Genomic DNA, 23,755 nt, shown 5'->3' on the forward strand with positions numbered 1-23,755 from the left:
GATCGCTGTCGTCTGATCGATATCCAACGTACTCATCACGTGATCCGCTGCACAGACGCGGCCCCATTGACGCCCAACTCGACAACTAGACCTCAAGCTCACTTGAGGTTCTATCCTCGTCGTCATGAGTATGGAGTCCGTCGCCTGGGACATCATGTATCGATCCGGCACCGCACCCACCGGGTCGGCCGGCGGCGCCGACCGCCGCACCACGCTGCGCCGGGTGGGCGGCTTCGCGCGCCCGCACCTGCGCCGCATCATTGCCTTCCTCGTGTTGTCGGTGTTCACCGCCGTGCTCACCGTCGTCACACCCTTGCTGGCCGGGCATGTCGTCAACCTGATCACCGCCGGAGACCCCGGGGCCGGCGCGGCCATCGTCGGCGTCGCGGTGCTCATCGCGGTGATCGCGGTGGCCGAAGCGGGCGCCGCCGTCATCACCCGCTGGCTGTCGGCGACCATCGGCGAGGGACTCATCCTCGATCTGCGTCGCGCGGTCTTTGACCACGTGCAGAGGATGCCGGTCGCCTTCTTCACCCGCACCCGCACCGGCGCCCTGGTCAGCCGCCTCAACAACGACGTCATCGGCGCGCAACGCGCCTTCAGTGACACCCTGTCCGGGGTCGTCTCCAACACGGTCACCCTGGCGCTGACGCTGGGCGTCATGTTCGCGATCAGCTGGCCGATCACCCTGATGGCACTGATCCTGTTGCCGGTCTTCGTGATTCCCGCCCGACGGCTCGGGCGGCGGATGTCGGCACTGTCGCGGGAGGCCGCGGAGCACAACGCCCGCATGTCGACGCAGATGACCGAACGGTTCTCCGCCCCCGGCGCCACGCTGGTCAAACTGTTCGGGCGTCCGGAGACCGAGTCCGCGGCCTTCGCCGACCGCGCAGATCGGGTGCGCGACATCGGGGTTCGCCGTGCCATGCTGCAGTCGGTGTTCATGACGGCGCTGACCCTGGTGTCCGCCTTGGCCCTCGCCCTGGTCTATGGCCTCGGCGGATGGCTCGCCGTGCACGAGCACCTGTCCGCAGGTGCGGTGGTGTCGCTGGCGCTGCTGCTCACCCGGATGTATGCACCGCTGACCGCCCTGGCGAACGCCCGCGTCGAGATCTCCTCTGCGGTGGTCAGTTTCGAGCGGGTCTTCGAGGTCCTCGATCTGGCGCCCCTCATCGCCGACAAGCCCGGCGCCATCGCCGTGCCGCACACCGATGAGACCCGTGGCGTCACGGTCCGTTTCGACGACGTCTCCTTCGCCTACCCGTCCGCGGACAAGATCTCCCTCGCCTCGCTGGAAGAGGTTGCGCAACTGGACAATCGGGGCGGCAGCACCGTGCTGCATCACATCGACCTCGACGTCCCGGCCGGATCGATGCTCGCCCTCGTCGGCAGTTCCGGCGCCGGGAAGTCGACGATCGCCTCGCTGGCCACCCGACTCTACGACGTCGACGAGGGATCGGTGCGGCTCAACGGCATCGACGTCCGCGACCTGACGTCGGCGTCGGTGCACGCCACCGTCGGATTGGTGACTCAGGACGGCCATCTCTTCCACGACACCGTCCGAGTCAATCTGACGCTGGCATGTCCGGATGCCTCCGACGACGAGATCTGGGCCGCATTGCGCCGGGCCCGGCTCGATGACCTCGTCGCGACTCTTCCCGACGGCCTGGACACCGTGGTCGGGGAACGCGGCTACCGACTCTCCGGCGGTGAACGTCAACGCCTGACGATCGCACGACTGTTGCTCGCGAAGCCGTCGGTGGTGATCCTCGACGAGGCGACCGCCCACCTGGACTCGACGTCGGAGGCCGCGGTGTCGGCGGCGCTCGGCGAGGCGCTACAAGGCCGGACGTCGATCGTCATCGCCCACCGACTCTCGACCATTCGCGCCGCCGACCAGATCGCGGTGCTCGAAGACGGCCGCGTCGTCGAACGCGGAACCCACGCGACGCTGCTCGCAAAGGGCGGGCGCTACGCCGAGCTGTACCGCACCCAGTTCGCCGGGGAGGAGTCGTCGCGCGAGTGCTGCCCGGCCGTGGGTGCGTGAACACACACTCGACGGGAAAGGGCGCCCACTCGACGCACGGACTCAGTCCTCGGGATCGTCACCGTGATCGCCCGGCGGCGGCGTGAGCTTGGCCTTCCGGTAGGTCATCACCAGCATCATGATGTTGACCAGGATGAGGATGATGCCGAGGGCGACCCACACCCAACGGCCGTCACGCCACCAGGTGTAGGTCAGGAATCCGACGCAGACCATCAGGATGATCGCGCCGACGGTGACCATGCCGCGCGAAAAGCCCTGCGCGGCGCTCTGGAACTGATGATTGGTCACCGGACGTGCACTCCTCGTACTACTGGGGTCAGTTCTGCACGACGATCGCCACCGCGGTCGCCACTGCCACCACCACTATGGCAGCGACGACGATGATCACCTGGCTCGACCCCGGCATCGGCCCGCCACGACGCAACGCGTGGTCGGTACGCCGCCACCGCCAGGCGCCCAGCAGCACGATCGCACAGCCGAGCGCCACCATCACCAGACCGAGAACCGTCTCCACGATCGCATCGGTGACGTCGGGGGCGACGTAGACGATGGCCACGCCACCGGCGATGAAGCCGAGCGCGGTACGCACCCACGCCAGCAACGTACGTTCGGCGGCCAGGGTGAATCGGGCGTCGGGAGCACCCGGGGGCCTCAGATCCTCGGCGGACGCCGGCCGATCGTCGTCATCCGGCCCATTGGTTCTCTCGGTCGTCAGTGTCCTTGGCCTCTCGAATCGCATGACCGGCAAACGCGGCCGTGGCCTCGATCGCCTCCAGTGTCTCCTGGTGACGGAAACCGAAGACGGGGAACGCGTGAATCTGCCACGAATAACTATGGGCCACGGCATCGACTCCGGCAGCGTCGAGGGTCTCGATGAGATGGATGACGTCGGGTTCGAGGAGTTCGTTCTCGGCGGTGACCATGATGGTCGGCGGGAAGTTCTCCGCGTCGAGATCGGCGATGCGGCGCGCCCCGGTGAAGGGCAGCGGACCACGCAGGAACGCGGGGGCCAGTGTGCGCAACTGGGACAGCGGGATGTAGGCGTCGGAGCGGCTGCTGCGGTCGGGATTGTCGGCGAGGTCGATGTCGAGCAGCGGCGAGAACCCGATCAGCGCGGTCGGCGCGGGCAGGTCCTGCTCGGCCGCCCCTTCGACGACCTTGGCCGCCAGGAAACCACCCGCGGAGTCACCGGCCACCACGACACGTCGAAACCCGTGTTCGGTGAGCAACTCGCGGTACGCCGACATCGTGTCGGCCACCGAGGTGCCGACGCCGGCGTCCGGCAGTTGCCGGTAGACGAGGGAGAACACCGGCAGTTCGGTGGCCTTGGACAGTCGCGCGGCGATGGAACGGTGGGTGCCGACGCCACCGACGACGAACGCCCCGCCGTGCAGGTAGAGAACGGCGGCGTCGGAGTCGCGCCGCGACGGCCCGGTCGGAACGATCAGTTCGGCCGGACGTCCGCCGAGTTCGAGTTGTTCGCGGACGACGCCGCGCGGCGTGGGGCCCGCGGCGAAGGTCCGGTCGATCAGGAACAGACCGGCCATTCCGACCCGGCCCAGCGGCCAGAGCGACAGCAGCGGTTTGAGTGCGATGCGGCTGCCCAGCCAGATCGGATACGACAGCAGGCTCGCCTTGCGATGATGCACGATCGGCATCGGACTCCTCCGGGGTTCGGTGTCAGGGGGCCGGTGTCGGGAGGCCGACGTATGACGCCGTCGGCCTTGGTGCCGGCACGTCGTCGGTCCACCCGAGTGAACTGATCGGGAGTGTGTAAGTGAACCTACACCGGCCTCCGGCGCTCACGGGGCGGTTACGGCGGGTTTCGCAACCGAACTCACCGGAGGTCATCACCGAGACGAATGACACCCAGCGTTCACCCGTGTCCGGGTCAACACGTGTCCCGGGCGCGATATATTTCTTGCTTCCATGTCGAAAAAACGGTGGTGAGAGTGGACATACCCGGCCAATATCTGTTGTCGTCACAGGCGAGCGCACCGCGCACGCTCTGCGACATCCTCGACGAGACCGCCGCACGGTATCCCGACGCACCCGCCATCGACGACGGCGACGTCATCGTCAGCTACTCGCAACTGCTCGCGGTGATCCGTCGCGGTGCCGACCGGCTCGCCGCGGCCGGGGTGCGACGCGGCGGTCGCGTCGGCATCCGGATGCCGTCGGGGTCGCGTGATCTCTACACCGCGATCCTGTCGACGATCTATGCCGGCGCCGCCTACGTGCCGGTCGACGCCGACGATCCCGAGGAGCGCGCCGAACTCGTCTTCGGTGAGGCGGGTATCGACGCCCTCGTCGACGCCTTCGGGGTGCATGCCACCCACCCGGATTCCGACGGGCTCGCGCAGGCCATCGCCGACGCGCGTCCCACCGTCACCGACGACGCCTGGATCATCTTCACCTCCGGTTCCACCGGAACTCCCAAAGGTGTTGCGGTGACCCATCGCAACGCCGCCGCCTTCGTCGACGCCGAGGCGCGACTGTTCCTGACCGACGAGCCGATCGGCCCCGGCGATCGTGTCCTGGCGGGGCTGTCGGTGGCCTTCGACGCGTCGTGCGAGGAGATGTGGCTGGCCTGGCGCAACGGCGCCTGCCTGGTGCCCGCACCACGATCCCTGGTGCGCAGCGGCATGGATCTCGGGCCGTGGCTGGTGCAACGTGACATCACCATCGTCTCCACCGTGCCGACCCTGGCGTCGCTGTGGCCGCCCGAAGCCCTCGAGGCGGTCCGGCTGCTGATCTTCGGCGGCGAGGCCTGCCCGCCGGAACTGGCCGAGCGCCTTGCCGTTTCGGGCCGCGAGGTGTGGAACACCTACGGCCCCACCGAGGCCACCGTGGTGGCGTGTGCCGCACCACTGGGCGGCCCGGGGCCGGTCCGTATCGGATTACCCTTGGCCGGTTGGGATCTCGCGGTGGTGGGCGCCGACGGCAACCCGGTCGCTGAGGGGGAGATCGGCGAGTTGATCATCGGCGGCGTCGGACTCGCGCATTATCTGGACCCGGCCAAGGACGCCGAGAAGTACGCGCCGATGCCGAGCCTGGGATGGGAACGTGCCTATCGCAGTGGCGATCTCGTGCGTCTGGATGCCGAGGGCCTGGTATTCCAGGGCCGCGCCGACGATCAGGTCAAGGTGGGCGGCCGACGCATCGAACTCGGCGAGATCGACAACGCCCTGCAGCATCTGCCCGGTGTGAGCGGCGCCGCCGCGGCGGTCCGCACCACCGCGGCCGGCAACAGTCTGCTGGTGGGGTATCTCGTCTCCGCCGATCCCGACTTCGACGTCGAAGCCGCCCACACCCTACTCACCGAACGCCTCCCGGCGCCGATGGTGCCGCGTCTGGCGCTCGTCGACGAATTGCCCACGCGCACATCGGGAAAGGTCGACCGCAACGCCCTGCCCTGGCCACTGCCCGGCGCGACCGCGGACGCCGATGACGACAACGCCGACGATCTCTCGCCGACCGAGGCGTGGCTGGCCGGGCGCTGGACCGATGTTCTGGGCGCGCGGATCACCAGCCCGGATGCCGACTTCTTCACCGAGGGCGGCGGTTCGCTGTCGGCGGCACAATTGGTGACCGCGCTGCGCGAACGCTACCCGGCGATCACCGTCGCCGATCTCTACGATCATCCACGCCTCGGGGCACTCGCCCGCATGCTCGACACCATCGCACCGACAACGGTCATCACCGAACGCGAGGTCACCCCGACACCGCGGTCGACCGGCGTGGCGCAGATCCTGCTGTCGGTGCCGCTGACCACCCTGACCGGTCTGCAGTGGGCGACGTGGCTGGGCGTGACCAACAACATCGCCGCGTGGGCGGCACGCCGACTCGACGTCACGGTGCCGTGGCTGGTCGAGGTGAACTGGTGGGTGGTGCTCGTCGCGTTCCTGGCGTTCATCACTCCCCCGGGCCGGATGGTCATCGCGGCCCTCGGGGCGCGCGTCCTGCTGGCCGGCGTGCAACCCGGCACCTATCCGCGTGGTGGCGGTGTGCACCTGCGACTGTGGGTCGCTGAACGACTCCTCGAGGCTGCCGGCGCCGCCAACATGTCGGGCGCGCCGTGGATGATCTACCTGGCCCGCGCGCTCGGCGCCGACATCGGCCGGGGCGTCGACCTGCACACCATCCCGCCGGTCACCGGCATGCTCACCGTCGGCGAGGGCGCCTCCGTCGAACCCGAGGTGGATCTGTCCGGGTGGTGGATCGACGGCGACGTCGTGCACATCGGTGCGGTCGAGGTGAAGCGCGGCGCAACGGTCGGCGCGCGCTCCACCCTCGCACCCGGCGCAGTCGTCGGGCGTGACGCGGAGGTCGCGCCGGGTTCGGCGGTCTTCGGCCGGGTCAAGAAGGAACAGCACTGGGCCGGATCACCGGCGGTCAAGGTGGGTAAGGCCGAGCATCGGTGGCCGGCGCACCGGCCGCCGCGGCGTACCGCGTGGGTTCCGGCCTACGGACTGTCCTCGCTCCTGCTCGCGGCCATCCCGCTGGTGTCCCTCGGTGCCGGCCTGGTGGTCATCGGGTCGTGGGCGTTGCACGCGAATCGTCTGCGCGACGTCGCCGAACGCGCCCTGATCCTGATCCCGGCCGCCACCCTGGTCAGCCTGGGCACGTTCGCGGTGATCACCGCGGTCCTGGTCCGGCTGCTCGCGATCGGCATGACGAAGGGCTATCACCCGGTGCGGTCGCGGGTGGGCTGGCAGGTGTGGATGACCGAGCGGCTCCTCGATTCCGCGCGCACCTACCTGTTCCCGCTGTACGCGAGTCTGTTGACGCCGTGGTGGTTCCGGATTCTGGGCGTCAAGGTCGGCAAGGGCACCGAGATCTCGACGGCGCTGGTGCTACCCAAGTTCACCACCATCGACGACGGCTCCTTCCTCGCCGACGACACCATGGTCGCCTCCTACGAACTCGGTGGCGGCTGGCTCTACATCGACGACGCGAAGATCGGCAAACGCTCATTCCTCGGCAACTCCGGGATGACCGGCCCGGGCCGCAAGGTCCCCAAGAACGGTCTGGTCGCGGTGCTCTCGGCCGCCCCCGACCGCGCCAAGAGCGGGTCGAGCTGGCTGGGCAGTCCGCCGGTCCGGCTGCGGCGCACCGCCTCGGAGGCCGACACCTCACGCACCTTCGATCCGCCGATGAAACTCAAGGTCGCCCGGTCGATCATCGAAACACTGCGGCTCATCCCGGTGATGGTGTCGTTCGGTCTGGGCCTGTTCATGCTGCTCGGCCTGCAGTACGTCGCCTTCCACGCCAACTACCTGATCGCCGGACTGGTCAGCGGGCTGATCCTGCTGGTCGCCGGGGCCGCCGCGTGCTGCATCGCCGCCGCGGCGAAGTGGCTGGTCGTCGGCCGGATCGTGGTGTCGCAGCACCCGCTGTGGAGTTCCTTCGTGTGGCGCAACGAGCTGTCGGACGCCTTCGTCGAGACCGTCGCCGCGCCCTGGTTCGCCAATGCCGCCACCGGCACCCCGATCCTCAACCTGTGGCTGCGGATGCTGGGCGCACACATCGGCCGCGGCGTCTGGTGTGAGACCTACTGGCTACCCGAGGCCGACCTGGTGACCCTGGGCGACGGCGCGACCGTCGAACGGGGCTGCGTGGTGCAGACCCACCTGTTCCACGATCGGGTGATGGCCATCGACCGGGTCACCTTGGAGGCCGGCGCAACGATGGGCCCACATTGCGTCGCACTGCCGGCATCGGGGCTCGGTGCCTCGGCGACGGTGGGTCCGGCATCGCTGGTCATGCGCGGCGATGTGGTGCCCGCCCACACCCGGTGGCAGGGCAATCCGATTGCGCCCTGGTACCGGTGAGACTGGTACCGCTGAGACTGCACCCACCCACGTGAAGCGGGCCGTCACCGAGGATCTCGGTGACGGCCCCAGTGGGATTCGGGTCGTGGGCGACGCTTCGGTTCAGACCGTGGCGTCGACCTTCTTCGGCAGGGTGAAAAGGGAGGCGATGCTGATCACGATGAGGAAGATGCCGCCGATCAGGACGAGGAGGTCGACGCCGACTCCGCCGAGGGAGATCATCGCGATGCCCGCGAGCACGCCGATGATTCCGGATAGGACGAGGAACCAGGTGGGGGCGTGTCCCGACTTGGTGACCGCGGCGTAGAGGTCACCGACGCCCTGGAAGATCCAGCCGACACCGATGAACAACGCCAGCAGCCAGACCGCGTTGCCGGGATGAAACAGCGCGATGATGCCGAGGGCCAGGATCGCGAATCCCAGGATGCCCAGCAGGATGCGCCATCCGGGGGCGATGAACGTGGCGGCGAAGGCCTGATAGATCCGGAAGATGCCGGTGATGATCAGCGAGATGCCGAACAGGACGGCCAGCACGATGGTGGTCGCGCTCGGCCAGACGACCGCGATGACGCCCAGCACAATGCCGAGAATCGACGTCGCGATGATCGCGGATCTCACCGCACCGATGAGCTCGTCGGGGATCTGTCTGGTGTACACACCGAATGTCATGGCCGAAGCGTATCCCGCGTGACATGCGGAGGGCACTCAAAGCAGCCAGGTTGAGTCCAAGGACCCCGGGAGAATCACCCGAAACGGGTGGCGGTAGACAAGAACACGTGACGCCGATCGCCTTCTTCCGCACCGAGTCCGACGACCGGCTGATGCCGACCCCGTTCGCCCGCAGTCTGTGGGCGCCGGGAACCCTGAACGGGCCGGCGGTGTGTGCCCTCGCCGCGCACCGCACCGAGGCGTTGTTCGCCGAACCGGGGTTTCGTCCGGCCCGATTCACCATCGACCTGTTCAAGGCCGCGCGGGAGGCCCCCACGGCGACCCGTGGTCGGCTGATCCGATCGGGTGGGCGTATCCGCGTCGCCGAACTCGACGTCGTGCAGTTTCCCGACGAGTCGGCGACGGCCGATGGCGACGGGGTCGTCGTCGCGCGGTCGACGACGGTGTTCCTGCGGGTGTCGCACAATCCACCCGGCGATCGGTGGGAACGGCGACCGGAGACGATCACGTTCACACCGCCGGACGACGATGGTGTCCCCACGGCGCCGTTGGATTCCGACGAGCCCGACTCCTTCACCATCATGTGGGCGCACGACGACACCGATGGCACCGTCGGCCGGTGGGATACCGAGATGGCCCGACACCAGAACGGGGCACGGAAACGTCGCTGGGCGCGCGCTGCTCCCGCCGTCCTCGGTGAGCCGATCACACCGTTCGCGCGCGCCGTGACGGCCGCGGAATCGACCAGCCTGATGGCCAATTGGGGTTCGACGGGTATCGGTTTCATCAACTGCGATCTCACGGTGGCGTTGTCACGTCTGCCCGAGGGGCAGTGGATCGGTGTGGAGGCCGATTCACATACCGAACACGACGGCATCTCCGCTTCGACCGCTGGGCTCTACGACGCGAAGGGCATGTGGGGTACCGGCATGGTGACCGCGGTGAACAATTCCGCCGCCGAGATCGACTTCACCAGTCACGATCTGCACGAGCGTTTCGTCACCGAGTGAGAACGCAGGGGTGATCACGCGGCGGGGTGATCACGCAGGGACCGCGCGGGTCCGTGTCGCGGCCCCCCGACGCCTGCTCACAGCTTTTGCTAAGGTGCCGGACATGTCCCGGTCTCGACTGTCCCGTATTCGGACCGCCATGACGATCGTGGTCACCGCGGCTGCCCTGACGACGGGACTGGCCGTCGGATCACCCGCCGGTGCCGCCGACTACGCGGCCGGAAATGCATCGATGGTCGCCCGGCTGACCGGGCCCGGGGCCATCAACGACACGGTCGGTCGATATCAGATCATCGGTACCGACCTCGGCATCATGTGGGACAACGGTCGCGGTGAGATCCTCACCGCCTTCGGTGACACGCAATCGTTCAACGGGTGGTCACTGCTGCACGGGTCGCTGTTCCATTGGCGGTCGAATGTGCTGTTGCGCAGCACCGATCGCAATCTCGCCGACGGCATGACGTTCACCGGGCACACCGGGCCGCCCGGCTATGCGAGCAGACTGCTCAAACCCAACCTGCGCCGCGAGATCACCCTGATCCCGACCGCCGGTGTGGCCGTGGGCAACCGGCAGTATCTGAACTACATGTCGGTGAAACGCTGGGTCGCCGACAGTCACTGGGTGACCAACTTCTCCGGCCTGGCGGTGTCCACCGACAACGGGCGCAGTTGGCACCGGACCGACACCTACCGACCGAACAGCGGCGGCAACGTCAAGTTCCAGATGTCGGCGTACCTCAAGGTCGGTGACACCGTCTACCAGTACGGCACCCCCGACAGCCGTTGGGGCGCAGTCTATCTGGCTCGGGTCCCGGCGTCGCAGATCGAGAATCTCGGTGCCTACGAGTACTTTTCGCGTGGCCGCTGGGTGCCCCGCAATCCCGGGGCCTCGACGCCGATCATGCCGCCGAAATCGGGTGAGATGTCGGTGGCGTGGAATTCGTACCTGGGTAAGTATGTCGCGCTCGTCCAGACCGATCCGGGTGTCATGCTGCGCACCGCCGACAGCCCGCAGGGACCGTGGTCGGCCGGCGAACTCGTCGTCTCGCGCAATGACCCGTACTCCGGGTACGCGCCCTTCATCCATCCGTGGTCGACGTCGGGTTGGACCCTGTACTTCACCTACTCGGTGTCGTACGGATACCAGGTGTATCTGATGCGATTACCGTTGCGACGCAACTGATGTCGCCGGGCCTGCGGTTCCGCCCACCGAGTGGCAGGCGGAACCGGAGGCGCCGCGTCAGCGACCCAGGAGTGCGTTCATCTGGTCGATCTCGGCCTGCTGCGAGGTCTTGATCTGCGTTGCCAGCGTGCGCGATTCGGGGTTGACCCCGCCGGCGAGTTCCTGGTCGGCCATCGTGATGGCCCCCTGATGATGGGTGATCATCCCTTGCAGCCACAGGGTGTCGAAGGCCTGCCCGCGGGCGTTCTCGAGGGCATCCATCTGGGCATCGCTCATCATGCCGCCCATGGTCGAACTCGAACCTGTCATGGACCCGTGGTGCATACCGCCCATGTGGTCATCGGCATCGTCGTCGACCGCGATCCCCCAGGATGTCAAGCGGGCCGTCATCTGGTCGATCTCGGGTTGCTGGGCATTCTTGATCTGCGTTGCCAGAGCGAGGATCGCAGGATTGTCGGTGCGACTCGGCACCAACTCGGCCATCTCGATGGCCTGCTCATGGTGCGGGATCATCATCTGGTTGAACATGATGTCGGTCCGGTTGTGCGCCGAGGCACCCGGCGACGACGTCACCGAGTCCATGGCGCCGCTCATGTGGCCGGCGTGCGCCCCGCTCGGATGTGTCGCGGTCTCGTCGGACGACGAGCAGCCCGCGACGATCAGGGCTGCGCAGGCCGCGAGGGCAGCACCCGTCAGTCGGGTGCGGTTGATGGTAAACATCTGAAAACTCCTGTGCTGGTGATTGATACGTGATGTCGGATGGCCTACACCGTCCATCAGCAGCGGATCACCGAGAGCGTCAGATGAGTGTGATGAGCCCACGGGGGAGCCCGGCCCAGCCGGCCGATGAGTGCCGGCGCGATCCCCATCAGGACCGGTGGCGCCGCGAAACCCCAGACGAGGACCAGCAGAATCACCGGCGGCAGTGGGACGTCCTCACCCCGCAGGGACACGCAGTGATGCCCGAGGATGCAGTGATCGCCGTCGCTCATGTGTGCCTGGTCGGTGTGCTCATGTCGTCCGGCGGTCACCATGGTCGGATCCGGCTGAGCGGAGGCCACCGAATGCATCGATCCGTCCCGCGAACCGGCCGTCGAGGCCCCGGCGATCAGCGAATGCATGAGCGCCACCGCAACACCGAGCAGCATCACCACGACGACGCGCAGCCACCACGGCCGGTGGGGTCGTCGCACGATCGGCATGCTCCCGAGGCTATCCGGATCGCGAGACAGAAGCCCCCGGCACGTCATCGGCTACATCGGCGTCGGTGACATCGGCGTCGGTGACATCGGCGTCGGTGACATCGGCGTCGGTTACATCGGCGTCGGTTACATCGGCGTCGGTTACATCGGCGTCGGTTACATCGGCGTCGGTTACATCGGCGTCGGTGACGGTTCCCACGCGCTCCGGCTCCAAGTCGGAGTCCGCCACCTCGTCGCATTCGGCGGATCGTCGGGCGTTGCGGGGCGCGACGATGCGGCGATCGATCAGTTGATACACGAGTACCACCACGCCGGCCAGCGCCCACCCGAGCAGGATGTCGAAGACGTAATGTTCGGCGGTGTAGACGAGCGTGAACGCCATCGCAAGGGCATAGCCCATGAACAGTGTTCGGCCGAGCGCCTTGACCCGCGGCCACATGAACAGCGCGAGGAGCATCGTCAGCCCGGCGTGCAGGGACGGGATCGCGGCGACGAGATTGGACTTTCCCTGACCGATCTCGATGAGGCCGGATGCGACATGGATGTGCAGGTATTCCCAGCCACGCGGGGAGATGCGCTCCACATACGGCGCGGCGCCGGCATACGACGGGTCGATCGGCCCCAGCATGCCACCGGGTTCGGTGGCCACCGGGTTGGTCATGCAGATCGCTTCACGCGGGCCGTCGGCGACCTCGGCGGCGGTGCATCGGGCCGCCGCCCAGGGTGGGGCGGCGGGAATCAGTGTGTATCCGACCAGGCCGAGGAACGTGGTCGCGACGAAGCAGATCGCGAACCGACGCCACGCCGAGCGGTTCCGGAGCCACAACACCGCCGCCACCGCATACGGAACGATGAAGTACGACATGTAGACGACGCTGGTGATGACCTCCCACCACGGCGCCGACGGCTGTTTCAGATGCTCCTGCAGCCACACCGTCGGAACGGCCCCGAACATCGCCTTGTCCACATCCGGCGCGAGATGCCATTCGACGGGCACCTGAATGATCTGGGCGACGTTGCGGGTCCAGTCGTAGAGCAGCAGGATCAGCGCGAACGGCGCCCAGTCGAGGAAGACCGTGATCGTTCGTCGGCGTCCGATGCTGGCCGCGATGAGACCGAGGCACAGCAGGATGATCAACCGGGTGCGGTCGAAGGCCAGGCCGTACTGGACGACCTGCCAGACCATGAACAGGCCCCACGCGATCAGTGCGACCCTGCGTACGACGGTGAGGTCGCGGCGCTTCTCGGGTTCGGCCTCCATCTCGGCGGCCGCGGCGAGGTCGTCGAGGACCGGTTCGAGGTCGACGGGGTCGGCAGCGGAATCGTCGGTCACGAGGTTGTCGGGCAGTGAGTCGCCGGGGACGGGGTTATCGGGTCTGACGTCATGGGATCTGGTGTCGTCGGATACCGAATCCTCGGTCGCCGATCGCGCTCTGGGGAACCGCGAGGCCTGACCCGTCGTCTCGTCGATACTCAAGCCCCAGCCCCTCACCAATTCCGTTTCCCGCTCGTCACCCAACGTCAGCCTAATGAACATCTGGTGTTCTCGACGCGTTCGGACACACGTTGTTCTCCGTTCGACACCCAAACCTCCTAGACTCGAGAGTGGTAGAGGTCACAATCAGCGGGCCCGGGTCCGGTAGGGAGGTCGACGATGCCGAACAGATTCCTGCGATACGGCGATCAGCGGTACATCATCACCAGGGAGGCCGAGGCGCGACTCGACCGCGCGCTGGAATCCGTGTACACCAAGGGCGGCGGCCATCAGTGGCTGAACCTCTACCACGACTCCGAGGCACCGTGCCGCCTGCTGATCGCGTCGGGCGTTCCCATCACCATCGAGACCGAACCGAACGACTGACCGGAAGCAATAGCGGAGCTATTGCGACCGACGACAACGCAGCCAGGGGGCAATCGAGCCGCCACGACCCGCAAAGGGCAATGGGAGACATACCCTAGGGTGAGAGCCATGCGTATCGGAGCCCATCTGCGCGAGGACGACGACCCCTTGGCCACCGCGACCGATCTCGGGATCGACGTCTTCCAGATGTTCGTCACCGATCCGCAGAAGTGGAACAAGCCGGTCCCCCGCGATGATGCGGCGGCCATCCGCGAGTCACCGATCGACGTCGTCGTGCATTCGAGTTATCAGATCAATGTGGCCAGCCTGAACAACCGGCTGCGGATGCCGTCACGCAAGGCCGTCGAACAGCAGGCCGCCGCGGCTGCCGATCTCGGAGCGTTCGGACTCGTCGTCCATGGTGGTCATCTCCGGGACAACGACGATGCCGCCGAAGGCTTCGCCAACTGGCGCAAGCTGTTCGACCGGCAGGTCGACAAGGGCGGCTTCGGCGTTCCGATCCTCATCGAGAACACCGCCGGTGGCGATCACGCCATGGCGCGCACCCTCGAGGCGATCGATCGGCTGTGGGAGTCGGTCGGCGATTTCGACCAGGCCGGTTTCTGCCTCGACACCTGCCACGCCTGGGCCGGGGGTGAGGATCTCGTCGGCCTCGTCGAACGCGTCCGGGCGATCACCGGTCGTATCGACCTGGTACACCTCAACAACTCTCGTGACGAGTTCGATTCCGGCCGCGATCGGCATGCGAATCTCGGTGACGGACACATCGATCCGGAGGTGCTGGCCGCGGTCGCGGCCGCCGCCGACGCCCCGGTCATCCTGGAGACCCCCGCCGAGGGCATCCCGGACGATCTGGCCTACCTGCGGTCCGCACTCGCCGGCTGAGGTGGGTTGAACGACAACGCATTTGCTCGTCACCTGGGGTAAGTGATGAGGATTTGTCCGGTGTGGATGTTGGTCCAGGTGATGGACCGGTCGAGGTGCCTGACGCCACGCCAATGCCCGACGTGCTTGCGGTGATGATCCGGTTTACACAGGGGCGCAAGGTTTTCCACCACGGTCCAGCCACCCTCGGCGGGGTTGGCATGGAGGAACGCGACCAGGTGATCGAGTTCGCAGAGGTGTGCGGGCATCCCGCAGAACGGGTACCGGCACCACAGGTCGGTGGACAAGATCTCATCACGTATCCGCTGTGGCGGGGCATAGGTCAACGCCCCCGGCGGCGGTGTGGTGTAGCCACCATGACCGGTCGGATCCACCGGCGGCGCCTGCGCCCGATCCACCACCTTCTGTAAGCGCTGCAGGGCCGGTCGGGCGTGATCGGGCACCCAGATCACCCGCGCATGGGCTGCGACATGTTCGGCCTGGACCGGATCGATCGCCCCGTACCCGTGCAACCGGTCCGGGATCTGCCCACTCGCATCACGCACCAGCAGAAACGCCGGCGGCTGCGCCGGGGTCACCGGCACCAGATCCTGCGATACCGGCGGGGCCGGCACGATCGGGGAGGTCACCGCCATCACCGGCACCGGAGAGGTGTCGACCGGCACCACCGCCGTCGACGCACCTGCGGCGTCGCTGACGCCCTGGGCCTCGTTGGTATCATCGGTGTCGTTGATGTCGTGGTCGCCATTGACATTACGACCGTCATCGGGGTCCCACTGCAGGTCGTGATGAGCGTGCGGGTCATCGGGTTCGGGCGCGGTGTCCTCGTCGGGCAGGTGCTCCTCGGCATCATCATGTCTCGGAGCGAGCACCTCGTCGGGACCCGACACCGTGAACGACGCCTCGCCGAACACCACCACCTCAGTCGAGGAACCGGACTCGGACGCGACAGGCTCGGACGCCGACGACGCGGACTCGGACGGGCCAGATTCAGACGAGGTCGGCGGGGAATCCTGGACCGGCTCGGATGCCGGGGCCGGGGTGGACTCCGACGGCGGCGCGGGCTGGGGGGTCGGCGTGGACTCGGTTGGCGCGGACTCGGACGGCGTGGACTTGCCCGCAGTGCGGCCCGCAGCCGCCTTGGCCTCGTGCCGTCGCTGCCGACGGGCGGCCGGAGCCGGGCAATTATCCAACCCGCACTGACACCCCAACCGCACCCCCGGCGCGCCGAGCAACTCACCGAACGCCACCGTCCGCAACAACCCCACCCACCGCGGATCATGCCGACACACCCGCCGCGCAATCAACTTCGCCATCCGCTCCCGCAGATAAATCCCATCCTGCGCCAGCACGACCGCAGCAATCGTGGCGTGACCATCGACATCATTGGTCACGATCACATCCGCCCAATCCTGCTCGAATTCCTCCCGCGCCCGCGTCGCCCGATCCGCATCATCAGCGATCAACGCATCATCCAGATCATCACGCAACACCGAATCAGCGGTATCCCGCGCACCCAACTCCAACGCAATATCCTCAAACGACGGCCGCTCGGCGTCACTCTCATCGGCATCGGGATCGGCATCATCTCCATCGACGTCACCCGCTTCGGCATCACCGCAGCCATCACGATCAGCCTCGCCGGCATCACCGTCGGCGGCGTCGTCGGTCTGACCCTGCGGATCATCGGCATCCGGTTGCGGCTCACCATCACCATCACCCGTGCTGCCGTCACCATCGGTGCCGTCCTCACCACCACCACTGTCCCCACCACCGGTGCTCGGCTCGGGTTTGGCGTTCATCGCCGCACGCTCAGCGGCCTGCACCAGAATCCTCACCCGATGCGTCGAATACTGCCCCTCCAAGAACGCCGCCCGGATCTTCGGAAAATCCAGCAACAGATCCTCGAGATTCATCCACTGCCGCGCCCTGGACCGCGTGATCCCCAACGCCAACGACACATCACCGACGGCAGCCTTCACCGCCCGATCCCGCACCACCATCTGCCGCAAACCCGGCAACCCGGCAAGCGCCTCCTCATAGGAGCGCCGACCGATCTCCCCGGCCAACAACACCGCACGTGCTTCCTCACGACGCGACCGCATCAACGCCAACCGCGCCTGCTCCCCACACTCGGTCAACGACATCGACCGCACCCGCGCGAGATCGGCATCGACGTCATAGGTGAACACCGACACCGCCCCCTCCCACGCAGTCAGGAAAACCGGATAACCATTGCCTCACAGTCGAATCCGACCCGGCGATCACGCCACCGGAACCATCTCCAACCCTCTGACCCACACGCTATACCCGACCACCGACAAAACCGGATCGCCCGCCAACCCCACCAGATCGGGCCGGCACAACCCCGGTGACGGAGCGCCGCCGGCCAGGGTTCCACCGGATTCCCCGAGAACTCTTCCCCCACCTACAGATTCGTCCCCCAGCAATTCCCCGCCGACGAACACAAACCCGGGGGACGAACCATTCCTCCCCCACTTTTGGTCTCGCCCAGCACTTTCGGGTCGCGTAGCACTGTCCCCCTCACACGCCCAGCACCCTCACACGGCAGCGTCGAGTCTGCCTCGCTGCTCGTCGGTGAGGGTCAGTTCGGCCGCGTCGAGGGCCTCGTCGAGTTGGGCGACCGAACTGACTCCGACGATCGGGCGTATCGACGGCGTGCCGCCGAGCAGCCAGGCGAGCACCACCTGACCCGGCGTCGCACCGAGTTCGGCTGCCACATACGCCAATTCGGCAAGACGGCGGGTCGTTCCGGGGTGATCGTACGGTTCGGGGACCGGACGGTCGGCCCGGTCGTAGCTGCCCTGGATCAGCGGACTGTAGGCCCACAGCTCCAACTCCGGATGCTCGGTGACGTAGTCGACGGTCTCGTCGGAGACGAACCCGAACCGGTGATCCTTGCCCGGCACCACGGTGTCCGGACGCGGACGCACATACGACGTCGACAGCTGCAGGGCGGTGAAGGGCTCAGTGCCCGCGACCGCGGCCAGCGCCCGCGCCTGCTCCACCCGCCACGTCGGGTGATTGGAGATGCCGATCCGCCCGACCGTCCCGTCGGCGACGAGCCCGCCGAAGGTGGCGACGATCTCCGCCATCGGGGTGGCGCGGTCTTCGAGGTGCGCCCAATAGAGGTCGATCCGGTCGGTGCGCAGCCTGCGCAGACTCGCCTGTACCGACCGCGTCACCACGTCGGCGGCCAGCCCGACGACCTCGCCCGGACGGCCCGGCACCGGCTCGGGCCCCACCTTGGTGGCGAGCACGACCTCGTCGCGCACGCCGGGATTGTCGGCGAACCACCGTCCGAGCATCTCCTCGCTCTGCCCGCCGGCGCCTGTACCGGAGGCCCAGAAGGCGTAACAGTCGGCCGTGTCCAGGGTGGTGCCGCCGCGCTCGAGGAATCGTTCGACGATGGCGCGGGAGGTGGCGTCGTCGGTACGTGTGCCGAAGTACATACAGCCGAGGACGAGGTCTGCGGTGGACATGCGATCGAGGGTACGAAAGACCCGCATCGCGGACACCTCAGATGGCGCCGCACGCAGCTGCTTGCAAGAGTCAGCACGGTCACAAATCATCGGGTTGTCGACCGGAACCCGGCAGGGTATTCTTGAGGTTACCGGCCAGTAACTTAGGGTCGATCGGTGCTGCTCTCACACCCTTTGACTCACCATCGCCCTCGAGTTCTCCAGCCAAGCAGTGAAGCGACGATCGCCGCACGGGAACCAGTTCAGCCCGCGTCAGATAGGAATCCACAAATGGGCCACTACAAGAGCAACATGCGCGACCTCCAGTTCAACCTCTTCGAGGTTTTCGAACTGGACAAGGTGCTCGAGTCGGGGGAGTTCGGCGACCTGGATCATGAGACCGCCGTCGACATGCTCCGCGAGGTCAAGTCCCTCGCCGAGGGCCCGATCGCGGAGTCCTTCGCCGACGTCGACCGCAACCCGCCGGTCTTCGACCCGGACACCCACAGCGTCACCATCCCCGAGGGCTTCAAGAAGTCCTACAACGCCCTCATCGAAGGCGGCTGGGACAAGGTGGGCGTCGCCGAGGAACTCGGCGGCATGCCCGCACCCCGCTCGCTGTACTGGGCGATCGGCGAGATGATCCTCGGCGCCAATCCCCCGGTGTTCATGTACGCCGCCGGCTCCGGTTTCGCGAACATCTTCTACGACAACGGCACCGACGAGCAGAAGAAGTGGGCCGCCATCTGCTCCGAGCGCGGCTGGGGCGCCACCATGGTGCTCACCGAGCCCGACGCCGGCTCCGACGTGGGCGCCGGCCGCACCAAGGCCACCCAGCAGGAGGACGGCTCCTGGCACATCGACGGGGTGAAGCGCTTCATCACCTCCGCCGACCAGGACATGACCGAGAACATCTTCCACCTGGTGCTCGCCCGCCCCGAGGGCGCGGGCCCCGGCACCAAGGGACTGTCGCTGTTCTTCGTCCCCAAGTTCCACTTCGACCCGGAGACCGGTGAACTCGGCGAGCGCAACGGCGCCTTCGTCACCAACGTCGAGCACAAGATGGGCATCAAGGCCTCGGCCACCTGTGAGGTCACCTTCGGCCAGCACGGCATCCCGGCCAAGGGCTGGCTCGTCGGAGAGGTTCACAAGGGTATTGCGCAGATGTTCGACGTCATCGAGCACGCTCGAATGATGGTGGGCACCAAGGCCATTTCGACGCTGTCGACCGGCTACCTGAACGCTTTGGACTACGCCAAGGAGCGCGTGCAGGGCGCCGACATGGTGCAGATGACCGACAAGGCCGCACCGCGTGTGACCATCACCCATCACCCGGACGTGCGTCGTTCGCTGATGACCCAGAAGGCCTACGCCGAGGGTCTGCGCGCCGTGTACCTCTACACCGCGTCGCATCAGGATGCCGTTGCCGCACAGATCGTTTCGGGTGCCGACGCCAACCTGGCCCACCGCGTCAACGACCTGCTGCTGCCGATCGTCAAGGGCGTCGGCTCCGAGCGTGCCTACGCCAACCTCGGCCACGAGTCGCTGCAGACCTTCGGTGGTTCCGGCTTCCTGCAGGACTACCCGATCGAGCAGTACGTCCGTGACTCCAAGATCGACTCGCTCTACGAGGGCACCACGGCCATCCAGGCGCAGGACTTCTTCTTCCGCAAGATCATTCGCGACAAGGGCCAGGCCCTGGCACACGTCGCCGGCCAGATCCAGTCGTTCATCGACTCCGAGGCCGGCAACGGTCGCCTCAAGGCCGAGCGCGCACTGCTCAAGACCGCCCTCGAGGACGTGCAGGGCATGGCGGCGTCGCTGACCGGCAACCTGATGAACGCGCAGGAGAACCCAAAGGACCTCTACAAGGTCGGCCTGGGCTCGGTGCGTTTCCTGATGGCCGTCGGCGACCTGATGATCGGCTGGCTGCTGCTGCGTCAGTCCGAGATCGCCATCGCCAAGCTGGATGAGGGCGTGACCGGCGACGACAAGGCCTTCTACGAGGGCAAGGTCGCGGTGGCGAGCTTCTTCGCCAAGAACATGCTGCCGCTGCTCACCTCGGTTCGCGTCACCGTCGAGAACGTCGACAATGACATCATGGAGCTCGACGAAGCGGCCTTCTGAGCCCAACACCAATCACACGGAAGCCCGCTTGTCGAGCGGACATCATGGAGCTCGACGAAGCGGCCTTCTGACACCGAAAAGAAGAACTGACGCACAACCAGAGAGGCTGGAACCGAAAGGTTCCAGCCTCTCTGGCTTTCCCCACCAAACGTCGCAGAACGTCACGCCATAGAGTGACGTTGCACGACGTCCTCGTCGATCGGCCGTCCACCGCCGGCACGCGAGCGCGCATACTGGCTCCCATGGGCGCGCGGACCTTCCGGATGCACAGCCGATGGCGGATTCCGTTCCGCCGCGACGACGTGTTCGCCGTCCTCGCCGATGCCGACGGCTACCAGACCTGGTGGCCACAGATCCACGACGCGGTGCGGATCGACGACGTCAGCGGACGTGCACGCTTCCGCTCACTGCTGCCGGTCTCCCTGCATGTTCGCCTGACCCAGGAACGCATCGACGCCGGCTCCGGCGTCCTGCGCGCACGCCTGGCCGGTGACCTCGTCGGCTGGAGTCAATGGGCCGTCAGCGTCGACGATCCACTGACGCACAGCGTCGTCGACTTCCGCCAGCAGGTGGACTTCACCAAACATGTTGCCGTGGTGCCACTCTGGATGATCCGGCCCATCCTGCACGCCAACCACCGATTCATGATGTGGTCGGGCCGTCGCGGCCTCATCCGGCACCTCGCCGACCGTGCGGCACGACGCGACCAGATCTCAGATTGAGACGCGACGCGCCTTCCCCATGCGCGCCGCCACCCGTAGCGTGGGCCCGGGGGGACCGATCACAACGAGGTGAACGATGAAGGCACTGGTATTCCACGGTCCCGGTCAGAAGGCGTGGGAGGACGTTCCCGAGCCCAAGCTCAGCGAACCCACCGACATCATCGTCAAGATGAACACGACGACGATCTGTGGAACCGATCTGCACATCCTCAAGGGCGATGTCCCCGCCGTCACCCCGGGCCGGATCCTCGGCCATGAAGGTGTCGGCACCATCACCGAGGTCGGCGAGGCCGTCACGACGCTGGCCGTCGGGGATCAGGTGATCCTGTCGTGCATCTCGGCGTGTGGAAAGTGCGCCTACTGCAAGCAGGGAGTGTTCTCGCATTGCCTTGGCGGGGAGGGAAGTTCCGGAATCGGCTGGATCTTCGGCCATCTCATCGACGGCACCCAGGCCGAATTCGTGCGCGTCCCCTACGCCGAGACCTCGGTGTACAAACTGCCGTCGACGGTCAGCCCCGAACAGGGCACCCTGCTGTCGGACATCCTGCCCACCGGGCACGAGATCGGCGTCCGGCACGGCGCGGTGAAACCCGGCGACGTGGTGGCCGTGATCGGTACCGGCCCGGTCGGATTGGCGGCCATCGCCACAGCGGGCCTCTACGGACCGAGCCGCGTCATCGCGATCGACCTCGACGCCAACCGCGTCGAGCAGGCCCGCAAGTTCGGAGCCACCGACGGCGTCGTCTCCTCGGCCTCGGACTGGCGCGATCAGGTGATGGCCATGACCGACGGACTCGGCGTGGACGTCGCGATCGAGGCGGTCGGCATTCCCGCCACGTTCCAGATGTGCCTGGACATCGTCCGCCCCGCCGGCCATGTCGCCAACGTCGGCGTGCACGGCACACCGGTCGAACTGGCTCTGCAGGATCTGTGGATCTCCAACATCGTCATGACGATGGGGCTGGTCAACACCAATACCCTTGACACACTTCTGAAACTGGTGGCGCAACGCCGCATCGATCCCGATCCGTTCATCAGTCATCGTTTCGCGCTCGACGAGATCGTCGACGCCTACGACGTGTTCGGACGCGCGGCAGAAACCAAGGCGCTCAAGGTGATCCTGAACGCCTGACCCGAACGCGGTCCGGCCCACCGACCACCGACTCCGATGGTCTCGTCCGGGACCGGGCCGCCAGTTCGGCCGCGTCGGCACCAGACTTCCTGCCGTGCCACTGATCTCGCCCCATGACGACGCGTACGGCCCAGCCCGCCACGATCACCACCAGGACAACTGCCGCAAAGACGACAACAATTCCCATCGCAAGAGCGAACAACTCACCCTCCCCCAACCTGCGCTTGTCCCCAGAAATAGTGACAGCCCGCTCGAGCGTTGTCCACCGACGATGAGCCGCTGCCCGTTCACACTCTTTCGCAAAGATCCAGTTTCCCGAAGCGAATCCGGCGGCATGCAGTCCGGCGGCGTAACCTCTTGCACCACTGGATCTTCAACGGATCGCGACCGAAGCCGGCCACGCTGCCGTAGCGTCTGCGACGCCACATACGATAGGACGACGTGAAGACACTCGGGGGACTCTTGTTCTGCCATCGGACTGCCGTCACCGGACTTCGGCCCAGCGCTCGCATCGCCCGGAGAAGAGTCCGTGCGCACATCCTGTGGCTTCTCGGTTTTGCGTGCACCGTGGGTTTGGCATGCACCGTGGCTGCCGGACCGGCGACGGCCGCGCCGAACGTCGGTACCGCGCCTGCGCCGGCGTCGGTCACACGGGTCACGACCACCATCGACACCACCTGTGCGGGCGCACCCAAACAGGTCCCCGTCACCTGGTATCTGCCGGCCGGTCAGCCCACCGGGTTGGTCTGGCTACAACACGGATTCTCCCGCACCGCAGCCAATCTCGACGTCGAGGCCCGCAACTACGCGGCGTCCGGACTGCTGGTGGCCGCACCCACCCTGGACTCCGTCAGTGTCAACGGCTGCGGAATCGCCTTCAACGCCAGCGACAACACGGCCTTCATCCGACAGATGGCGTTGGAGTTCGGGCATGCAGTCGAACCCGACAGTGCCGTCGGGCGGAGTTTCGCCCGCGCCTCCGCACAGGCCCACCGCCCCGATCTGACGATGCCGGCACAGCTCGTCTTCTCCGGTCACTCCGCCGGCGGCGAGTTCGTGCTGACCGCGGCCAACCAACTGCGCACCGCCGACCCGGAGGCGTACAGGCGACTGGCCGGGCTGGTGCTGTTCGATCCGGTGAACTCGTTCCTGGGCAACAACTTCTACACCTCCGCCAAGGAACTGGGCGCAGCAGAACTGCCCATTCGTGTTATCGCATCCCAGCCGTCGGTGTCGAATACCGGCGGGCTGGGCGTCACCTGGCTGTCGCAGACCACCCGGCAGGACTTCCTCGGCGTCCGACTCGTCACCGGTGTGCACATCGACGTCGAGTCCGACTCGACCGACCTGATCGGGGAGCTCTCCGAGCTCGCGGTTCCGCGTCCTCGTAACGGACGGGTCATCCGCAGGTTGTCCGCGCAGTGGGCCGACGACCTGATCACCGGCACCCGCACACCCGCCTACTACCCCGGAGGCAGCTACTACCAGAGCCTGGTCGCCTCGCACACCATCACGACACTGCCCGTCGGGTAGCCCGGACGCGCACGGCGGCCCTCCCGACAGATGATTGCCGAGGGCCGCCGTGGCGTGTGAGAGGTGTT

Annotated in this window: 19 protein-coding genes; 10 read left to right on the top strand and 9 right to left on the bottom strand. The window is 66.8% G+C overall.

Translation table 11 applies throughout. From position 1 onward, the window contains the following. The first annotated feature begins 124 nt into the window (after nt 1-124). The gene (locus ABLE92_RS18245) at nt 125-2,047 is read left to right on the top strand and encodes an ABC transporter ATP-binding protein (protein ID WP_348806177.1); all 1,923 of its coding nucleotides are present in this window, start codon (nt 125-127) and stop codon (nt 2,045-2,047) included. 42 nt (nt 2,048-2,089) lie between these two features. On the opposite strand, the gene ABLE92_RS18250 is transcribed toward ABLE92_RS18245, so the two are convergent. From ABLE92_RS18250 to ABLE92_RS18260, 3 genes are read right to left on the bottom strand one after another with little or no spacing between them, the layout of a single operon-like run. Next, nucleotides 2,090-2,335 carry a hypothetical protein gene (locus ABLE92_RS18250; RefSeq protein WP_348806178.1) on the bottom strand — a complete coding sequence of 82 codons (246 nt, stop codon included), beginning with the start codon at nt 2,333-2,335 and terminating at the stop codon, nt 2,090-2,092. Between the two features lie 28 nt (nt 2,336-2,363). After that, complete coding sequence (locus ABLE92_RS18255; RefSeq protein ID WP_348806179.1) at nt 2,364-2,786, bottom strand: YidH family protein; 423 nt, start codon at nt 2,784-2,786, stop codon at nt 2,364-2,366. Continuing rightward, on the bottom strand, nt 2,731-3,705 hold the full coding sequence (locus ABLE92_RS18260) for an alpha/beta hydrolase (RefSeq protein WP_348806180.1): 975 nt from the start codon (nt 3,703-3,705) through the stop codon (nt 2,731-2,733). Before ABLE92_RS18260 ends, ABLE92_RS18255 begins: the two co-directional genes overlap by 56 nt. 285 nt (nt 3,706-3,990) lie before the next feature. Between ABLE92_RS18260 and ABLE92_RS18265 the strand changes: the two genes are divergently transcribed. Continuing rightward, the gene (locus ABLE92_RS18265) at nt 3,991-7,881 is read left to right on the top strand and encodes a Pls/PosA family non-ribosomal peptide synthetase (protein ID WP_348806181.1); all 3,891 of its coding nucleotides are present in this window, start codon (nt 3,991-3,993) and stop codon (nt 7,879-7,881) included. Nucleotides 7,882-7,983: 102 nt separating this feature from the next. Here the strand turns inward: ABLE92_RS18265 and ABLE92_RS18270 are convergent, their stop codons facing one another. Continuing rightward, nucleotides 7,984-8,550, bottom strand: a complete 567-nt coding sequence (locus ABLE92_RS18270) for an HdeD family acid-resistance protein (protein WP_348806182.1) — start codon at nt 8,548-8,550, stop codon at nt 7,984-7,986. A gap of 107 nt (nt 8,551-8,657) precedes the next feature. On the opposite strand from ABLE92_RS18270, the gene ABLE92_RS18275 reads away from it, so the two are divergent. Both ABLE92_RS18275 and ABLE92_RS18280 read left to right on the top strand, forming a co-directional pair. Further along, nucleotides 8,658-9,560 carry a thioesterase family protein gene (locus ABLE92_RS18275; protein WP_348806183.1) on the top strand — a complete coding sequence of 301 codons (903 nt, stop codon included), beginning with the start codon at nt 8,658-8,660 and terminating at the stop codon, nt 9,558-9,560. 139 nt (nt 9,561-9,699) lie between these two features. Then, complete coding sequence (locus ABLE92_RS18280; RefSeq protein ID WP_496560822.1) at nt 9,700-10,743, top strand: glycoside hydrolase family 183 protein; 1,044 nt, start codon at nt 9,700-9,702, stop codon at nt 10,741-10,743. 57 nt (nt 10,744-10,800) lie between these two features. On the opposite strand, the gene ABLE92_RS18285 is transcribed toward ABLE92_RS18280, so the two are convergent. Genes ABLE92_RS18285 through ABLE92_RS18295 form a run of 3 tightly spaced genes read right to left on the bottom strand, consistent with a single transcriptional unit; the run spans nt 10,801 to nt 13,278 of the window. After that, nucleotides 10,801-11,463: a DUF305 domain-containing protein gene (locus ABLE92_RS18285; RefSeq protein WP_348806185.1), complete on the bottom strand. Its 663-nt coding sequence runs from the start codon at nt 11,461-11,463 to the stop codon at nt 10,801-10,803. Between the two features lie 56 nt (nt 11,464-11,519). Further along, a complete protein-coding gene (locus tag ABLE92_RS18290) occupies nt 11,520-11,945 on the bottom strand; it encodes a hypothetical protein (RefSeq protein ID WP_348806186.1) in 426 nt (141 codons plus the stop codon). Between the two features lie 10 nt (nt 11,946-11,955). Further along, a complete protein-coding gene (locus tag ABLE92_RS18295) occupies nt 11,956-13,278 on the bottom strand; it encodes a phosphatase PAP2 family protein (protein ID WP_348806187.1) in 1,323 nt (440 codons plus the stop codon). Nucleotides 13,279-13,599: 321 nt separating this feature from the next. Here ABLE92_RS18295 and ABLE92_RS18300 point away from each other — a divergent pair, with 321 nt between their 5' ends. Both ABLE92_RS18300 and ABLE92_RS18305 read left to right on the top strand, forming a co-directional pair. Continuing rightward, a complete protein-coding gene (locus ABLE92_RS18300; protein ID WP_348806188.1) occupies nt 13,600-13,806 on the top strand; it encodes a hypothetical protein in 207 nt (68 codons plus the stop codon). Between the two features lie 108 nt (nt 13,807-13,914). Next, nucleotides 13,915-14,691, top strand: a complete 777-nt coding sequence (locus ABLE92_RS18305) for a deoxyribonuclease IV (RefSeq protein ID WP_348806189.1) — start codon at nt 13,915-13,917, stop codon at nt 14,689-14,691. 29 nt (nt 14,692-14,720) lie between these two features. Here ABLE92_RS18305 and ABLE92_RS18310 read toward each other — a convergent pair whose 3' ends face one another. Both ABLE92_RS18310 and ABLE92_RS18315 read right to left on the bottom strand, forming a co-directional pair. Further along, nucleotides 14,721-16,889, bottom strand: coding sequence for a hypothetical protein (locus tag ABLE92_RS18310; protein WP_348806190.1), 2,169 nt, complete (start codon nt 16,887-16,889; stop codon nt 14,721-14,723). Nucleotides 16,890-17,252: 363 nt separating this feature from the next. Further along, nucleotides 17,253-18,194, bottom strand: coding sequence for an aldo/keto reductase (locus tag ABLE92_RS18315; RefSeq protein WP_348806191.1), 942 nt, complete (start codon nt 18,192-18,194; stop codon nt 17,253-17,255). Between the two features lie 270 nt (nt 18,195-18,464). On the opposite strand from ABLE92_RS18315, the gene ABLE92_RS18320 reads away from it, so the two are divergent. From ABLE92_RS18320 to ABLE92_RS18335, 4 genes are all read left to right on the top strand, one after another. Beyond that, complete coding sequence (locus tag ABLE92_RS18320; protein ID WP_348806192.1) at nt 18,465-20,300, top strand: acyl-CoA dehydrogenase; 1,836 nt, start codon at nt 18,465-18,467, stop codon at nt 20,298-20,300. Nucleotides 20,301-20,542: 242 nt separating this feature from the next. Continuing rightward, a complete protein-coding gene (locus tag ABLE92_RS18325) occupies nt 20,543-21,022 on the top strand; it encodes an SRPBCC family protein (protein ID WP_348806194.1) in 480 nt (159 codons plus the stop codon). Nucleotides 21,023-21,098: 76 nt separating this feature from the next. After that, the gene (locus tag ABLE92_RS18330; protein WP_348806195.1) at nt 21,099-22,154 is read left to right on the top strand and encodes a zinc-dependent alcohol dehydrogenase family protein; all 1,056 of its coding nucleotides are present in this window, start codon (nt 21,099-21,101) and stop codon (nt 22,152-22,154) included. Between the two features lie 441 nt (nt 22,155-22,595). Continuing rightward, nucleotides 22,596-23,687 carry an alpha/beta hydrolase family protein gene (locus tag ABLE92_RS18335; protein ID WP_348806196.1) on the top strand — a complete coding sequence of 364 codons (1,092 nt, stop codon included), beginning with the start codon at nt 22,596-22,598 and terminating at the stop codon, nt 23,685-23,687. The last annotated feature ends 68 nt before the right edge of the window (nt 23,688-23,755 follow it).

Source organism: Gordonia oleivorans (genome assembly GCF_040044975.1).
Taxonomy (GTDB): Bacteria; Actinomycetota; Actinomycetes; order Mycobacteriales; family Mycobacteriaceae; genus Gordonia; species Gordonia oleivorans.